The organism is Lacisediminimonas sp. (genome assembly GCF_030645335.1).
GTDB lineage: Bacteria > Pseudomonadota > Gammaproteobacteria > Burkholderiales > Burkholderiaceae_D > Lacisediminimonas.
Genome location: NZ_JAUSNH010000071.1, coordinates 1 through 5,146 on the forward strand (window position 1 = coordinate 1; position 5,146 = coordinate 5,146).

General features: G+C 62.6%; 6 protein-coding genes. All 6 read right to left on the reverse strand.

Going from position 1 to position 5,146, the window contains the following annotated elements:
- Positions 1 to 842, reverse strand: an 842-nt coding sequence (trpS, locus tag Q7T64_RS05340) for a tryptophan--tRNA ligase (RefSeq protein WP_304792402.1), incomplete at its 3' end; no start/stop codon positions are given.
- A 15-nt stretch (positions 843 to 857) separates the two neighbouring features.
- Positions 858 to 1,514, reverse strand: a complete 657-nt coding sequence (locus Q7T64_RS05345) for a site-2 protease family protein (RefSeq protein ID WP_304792386.1) — start codon at positions 1,512 to 1,514, stop codon at positions 858 to 860.
- 45 nt (positions 1,515 to 1,559) lie between these two features.
- Positions 1,560 to 2,183 carry an L-threonylcarbamoyladenylate synthase gene (locus Q7T64_RS05350; protein WP_304792390.1) on the reverse strand — a complete coding sequence of 208 codons (624 nt, stop codon included), beginning with the start codon at positions 2,181 to 2,183 and terminating at the stop codon, positions 1,560 to 1,562.
- 51 nt (positions 2,184 to 2,234) lie between these two features.
- Positions 2,235 to 3,113 carry a protease HtpX gene (gene htpX / locus Q7T64_RS05355; protein ID WP_304792394.1) on the reverse strand — a complete coding sequence of 293 codons (879 nt, stop codon included), beginning with the start codon at positions 3,111 to 3,113 and terminating at the stop codon, positions 2,235 to 2,237.
- Between the two features lie 291 nt (positions 3,114 to 3,404).
- Positions 3,405 to 4,241, reverse strand: coding sequence for a 3',5'-nucleoside bisphosphate phosphatase (locus Q7T64_RS05360; RefSeq protein WP_304792397.1), 837 nt, complete (start codon positions 4,239 to 4,241; stop codon positions 3,405 to 3,407).
- Between the two features lie 199 nt (positions 4,242 to 4,440).
- Positions 4,441 to 5,146 (reverse strand): alpha/beta fold hydrolase (locus Q7T64_RS05365; protein WP_304792399.1); only part of this gene is annotated, 706 nt, incomplete at its 5' end.

The window sequence follows — 5,146 nt, forward strand, 5'->3', positions numbered from 1 at the left end:
TCTTTCTCTTCGCGCAGCGCGATGGTGTTGCCGTAACTTTTTGACATCTTGCCGCCATCCAGCCCGGGCAAGCGGGACGATTCCGTCAGCAATGCGCGCGGTTCGGCCAGGATGGTCTTGCCGCCGCCACCAATATAGGCCAGCAAGCGTTCACGGTCGGCCCCCGACAGGCTGGGTGCTTGCGCGAGCAAGCTTGCCACCTGCTCCAGCGCCTGGTGGTCGCCCTGCTCCTGGTAGGCAGTACGCAGGCCGGTGTACTGCTTGCCCTGCTTGCCACCGAGCTTCTTGATGGCGTCCAGGGCCTTTTGTTCGAAATTCTTTTCGCGGCCGTACAAATGATTGAAGCGACGCGCCAGCTCGCGCATCATTTCCACATGCGGCACCTGGTCTTCACCCACCGGCACCATGCTGGCGCGATAGATCAGCACGTCGGCTGCCTGCAACAGCGGGTAGCCGAGGAAACCATATGTCGTCAGGTCGCGGTCGGTCAGCTTTTCCTGCTGGTCCTTGTAGGTCGGCACCCGCTCCAGCCAGCTCAGCGGCGTCGTCATCGACAGCAACAGGTGCAGTTCGGCATGCTCCGGCACCCGCGACTGGATGAAGATGTCGCACTGCTTGGGATCGACGCCGGCGGCCAGCCAGTCGATCACCATGTCCCAGGTACTGCTTTCGATCACGCTCGGATCATCGTAGTGGGTGGTCAGCGCATGCCAGTCGGCGACGAAAAACAGGCAGGGATGCTCGGCCTGCAGCTTGACCCAGTTCTTCAGGGCGCCGTGGAAGTGGCCAAGGTGGAGCGCGCCCGTGGGGCGCATGCCGGAAACAACACGATCAGGGTACATGGCGTTCAACTATGGTCAACCGAGGAGAAATGTCAGGGGGGAAATCAACAGCAACAAAAGGGCATTGGCGGCGCCCATGACCGGCACCATCCAATAACTGAGCACGCCCAGGAATGCCAGGCCGAGCACGATGAAAAAACCATACGGTTCAAGCTTGGCAAACTCGATCGCATACCGGGTCGGCAGCAAGCTGGTCATGATGCGCCCGCCGTCCAGCGGCGGCAGCGGGATCAGGTTGAAGGCAAAGATGACCAGGTTGATCTGCACACCGGCGCGCGCCATGCGCAGGAAAAAATCGTCCGACTCCCCCCATGCGCGCAGCAACACCAGCAGGATCAGCCAGCCCAGTCCCATCACCAGGTTGGCAAGCGGACCGGCCAGCGCGACGAAGGCCATCTGTTTCTTGGGGTTGCGCAGCCGGCTGAAGTCCACCGGCACCGGCTTGGCCCAGCCGAACAGGAACGGACTGCGCATCAGGAACAACAGGATCGGGATGATGATGGTGCCGAACAAGTCCACATGCTTGATCGGATTGAGGCTCATTCGCCCCAGCGCCCAGGCAGTGTTGTCACCGAAATAGCGGGCGGCATAGGCATGCGCCGCTTCATGCAGGGTGATGGCAAAAAGTATTGGCAGCGAGTAGACCGCAAGGGTCTGGATCATGTCATTCATGAGCGCGATTCTAACAGAGGGGCCCGGCGCGGCCGGGCAGCATGGCTACAGCCCGAACAAGGCCGGATCGCCGCGGCCGGTGCGAATCAGTTCGGCGTCCTCGCCCGACAGATCGATCACCGTGGTAGGCACGGTGCTGCTCGATCCGGACTCGATCACCAGGTCGACCAGCTTCTCCAGCCGGTCGCGGATTTCATGCGCATCGGTGAGCGGCAAGTCGTCATCGGCCAGGATCAGCGTGGTTCCCAGCAGGGGCTGCCCGAGTTCCTCAATCAATGCGCTGGTAACGGCATGCCCGGGCACGCGCAGCCCGATGGTCTTGCGCGACGGATGGCTCAGGCGGCGCGGCACTTCCCGCGTCGCTTCGAGGATGAATGTGTAGGGCCCCGGCGTGGCCGCTTTCAGCAAGCGGTACTGGCGGTTGTCGATGCGGGCATATTGCGCGATTTCGCTAAGATCGCGGCATAACAGCGTCAGGTGGTGCTTGTCGTCGATGCCGCGGATACGGCGCAGGCGCTCGACGGCGGCCTTGTCATCCAGCTGGCAGACCAGCGCATAGCAGGAATCGGTCGGCAGCGCGACAACGCCGCCGCCGCGAATCACTTGGGCAGCCTGCTTCACCAGCCGCGGCTGGGGATTGTCGGGATGAATCTGGAAAAATTGGCTCATGAAAATGGAAAACGGCGGCCACCGGGGCCGCCGTAAAAATAGACGCGCGCTTTAACGGGCGTTGGAACGCAAGGCTTCGATCCGGTCTTCGATTGGCGGATGCGACGAAAACAACGCCATGAATCCCTGCTTGTCATTGATGCCCAGCGAAGCCAGCCCCTGCGGCAAGCTGCTCGGCTCGATGCCGCCCAGGCGCGCCAGCGCCTTCATCATCGGCTGAGGCGTGCCCATCAATTGCGCGGCGCCTGCGTCGGCACGGAATTCCCGGTGGCGCGAAAACCAGGCCACGATGATTGATGCAGCAATGCCGAACACGATCTGGCAAACGACCACGGTCACCATATAGCCGACGCCCGGGCCGCTGCTATTGTCGCCACGCGAAATCGCACGATCGACGGCATACCCGACCACCCGCGACAGGAACACGACGAAGGTATTCACGACACCCTGGATCAGCGTCATCGTCACCATGTCGCCGTTGGCGATGTGCGCCACTTCGTGACCCAGGACCGCTTCGACTTCTTCGCGCGTCATGTTTTGCAGCAGGCCGGTGGACACAGCAACCAGCGCGGAATTCTTGAATGCGCCGGTGGCAAAAGCATTGGGCTCGCCTTCGAAAACGGCCACCTCGGGCATGCCGATGCCGGCGCGCTCGGACAACTTGCGCACGGCATCCACCAGCCACAGCTCGGTCGAATTGCTGGGCGATTCGATCACCCGCGCGCCGGTCGACCATTTGGCCATCGGCTTGCTGATCAACAGGGAGATGATCGAACCGGTGAAGCCGACCACCAGCGAAAACACCATCAGCATCGGCAGGTTCAGTCCCGAACTCGTCAGGAACTTGTCCACGCCCAGTGCCGACAGCACCACGGTCAATACCAGGACCACGGCAATATTCGTCGCAAGGAACAGGAAGATACGTTTCATGTTTTGAGTTTTCTCCGGAATTAAACGTCGACAATTCTAGCTGCTGGGGACAATCGGTGAATCAGGTTAAACAGGACAGTGCATCAGCACAATCCGATCATCTTTCACCGAGGTCTATATTGGGCTGGCTGCAACGATTTCAACAGCCTGCCCGTTGTCGCGGTGCAAGCAGGCGGACAAGCGCACCGGAATGCAGACTATCACGCGCGGCGCTTGCGTTGCTGGTGCGCTGCCCTTGCGTTGCCATCGCGTTGCCATCGCGTTGTGGCAGGCAACACGGCGGCAGCCGTATTACAGACCCCAATCGTGCCAGACGGGCGAAAGATTCTCCGGCAGCGGCGGCAAGGACCCGAGATCGATACGTGACTCGCCGGGCCCGTGGAAATCCGCCCCGCGCGAGGCCAGCAGGCCGTAGCGGCGCGCCACCAGTGCGTACTCTTCGTATTGCTGCGGCGTATGGCTGCCGGTGATCACCTCGATGCCGGTGCCGCCAGCGGCCTTGAACTCATCGAGCAATGCCGAAAACGCCAGCGGCTCGTATTTGTAGCGTCCCGGATGGGCGACGACAGCGACGCCGCCGGCGCCGCGGATCCAGCCGACTGCCTCGTCCAGCCTGGCCCACTGGTGCGGAACCCAGCCGGGCCGGCCGCGCACCAGGTAGTCGGTAAATACCTGCTGCAAATCGGTGCAGTGTCCTTGCTGGATCAGGAAGCGGGCAAAATGGGTGCGCGACACCAGGTCCGGATTGCCGGCGAACTGCGATGCGCCCTCGTATGCGCCCGCTATGCCGACCGCCGCCAGTTCCTCGCCGATCTTGCGCGCGCGCCGCTCGCGCCCGGCACGGGTGGCAGCCAGGCCGTCCTGCAGCGCCTGGTTATTCTCATCGATGTTCAGGCCGACAATGTGCACGGTCTGGTTGGCGTAGGTGACAGAAATTTCCACGCCGGCGATATGCCGCATGCCAAGCGCCGTGGCAGCCGCCCGGGCCTGCGCCACGCCGCCCACTTCATCATGGTCAGTCAGCGCCCAGACCTGGACGCCATTGGCATGCGCGCGCGCAGCCAATGCCGCGGGCGACAACAGGCCGTCGGAAATATCGGAATGGCAATGCAGGTCGATGTTGAGCATGAGGCGGGTAAGTGATGCGGAAAATGCGGCAGAAAATACGGCGGGAAGTGCCGCCGCCGACGCGGCGGATAATGCCGCCCGGCAGCCAGGCCGCCATGTGCAGCCGGCATGATGCCGACAACCGCCTCTATTTTACGCGTTGGCAGCGCAGCGCGTTTTGCGCGCGCGGGGGCGGAAAATAAGGTCTGATCGAAGCCGATTATTCGAGGAAATTTTCCAGCAACAAGGCCAGTTGTTCCGGCTGGTCGTGGTGCAGCATGTGCGCGGCATCGGTAATGACGGCCGTGCGCACATCCGGGAAAAAGGCAATCCGGCGGTCGATCTCGCCGCGGGCGTGCTCTTTGGGGCCCATCCATTCCCAGGCATTGGTGTCATCGGCTTCCACCCACAGAACCGGTGCGCTCACGCGCTGCCAGCAGGCCAGCACTTCGTCGACCCGGTACAGCAGCGGGCTCTTGCTCTTGTGGACCGGATCGCCCAGCAATTGCCATCGGCCGGTTTCATCGGGCGCCGCCCAGTGCGCGGCCAGGAAAGCGGCGCGTTCATCGTTCAGGCGCGGATTGGTTTTTTGCAGGCGGGCCGCCACTTTTGCCACACTGTCATAGCTTTGCAGTGTCGCCGGCTCCTTGAGCTGGTCCAGCCATTTCTCGAAGCGGCCGGGCGCCAGCGACGGGTCGGCGGCCGGCAAGCCAAAGCCTTCCAGGTTGACCAGCCGGCGAACCCGCTGCGGTCGGACTCCGGCGTACACGCACACCACATTGCCGCCCATGCTGTGACCGATCAGGTTGACCGCACCATCCGGCGCGTAATGGGACAGCACGGCGTCGAGGTCGCCCATGTAATCGGCGAACCAGTAGGTATCGGCGCCGGAAAACTGGGTCAGGCCAAAGCCACGCCAGTCGGGT

Coding starts and splice junctions, on each gene's coding strand:
- htpX (WP_304792394.1), bottom strand. CDS start 3,113: ATGAAACGTATCTTCCTGTTCCTTGCGACGAATATTGCCGTGGTCCTG.
- Q7T64_RS05350 (WP_304792390.1), bottom strand. CDS start 2,183: ATGAGCCAATTTTTCCAGATTCATCCCGACAATCCCCAGCCGCGGCTG.
- Q7T64_RS05360 (WP_304792397.1), bottom strand. CDS start 4,241: ATGCTCAACATCGACCTGCATTGCCATTCCGATATTTCCGACGGCCTG.
- Q7T64_RS05345 (WP_304792386.1), bottom strand. CDS start 1,514: ATGAATGACATGATCCAGACCCTTGCGGTCTACTCGCTGCCAATACTT.